General features: G+C 30.3%; 1 pseudogene. It reads left to right on the top strand.

Annotated features, from left to right (window positions below):
* Positions 1–269: 269 nt before the first annotated feature.
* Positions 270–571 (top strand): annotated as a pseudogene (locus AC1DOS_RS20495) (hypothetical protein); the annotation flags it as partial.

The raw sequence follows: 571 nt of genomic DNA, 5'->3' as shown, positions 1-571 counted from the left end.
CAAGTAAATCGATAGTATTATTAACGGAATGGAACCCATTTGCTTATTATACAGGAAAAATGTTAAAACAAGACATGTCAATATTACGATAATATGAATAACTCTTCGCATATCTGACAACCTCCCCATTCTTCTTTTTCTATTATACCTAAAACTATTATAAAGGTCGTCAAAAATAATATTTAAAATAAAGATGACTTCTCACATTTCATTATATGGTAAAGTATGACATGATTATGGTCAGTAAATACCTTAAGAAAGGAAAATATATGAATAAAAAACTGAAAATTATAAGTCTTTTAATTATTTTAATTTTAATTGGTTTCCAATACACCATTGTTCTTGATGGTCAGAAATCATTACCTTCTAAAGACTGGAGCCGTTCATTTACGACAAATGTGAGTCCAGGTAACTATGCGACTCTTAAAAGCATTCCATCTAAAACAGGTTATGCCACAAGCCTTCTTGATTTTGACAAAATGGAATTTTTGACTTGTACTGAGGATTTACAGTGTAACCAAGTTTGGTCAAATTCAGAATTGAATCCGTATAAAAACACTTGGAGTGAAGG

This window comes from Paenisporosarcina sp. P5_A11, assembly GCF_056400705.1.
Note: the sequence above shows the minus strand (reverse complement) of the source record. Positions and strands in the feature narration are given on the sequence as shown.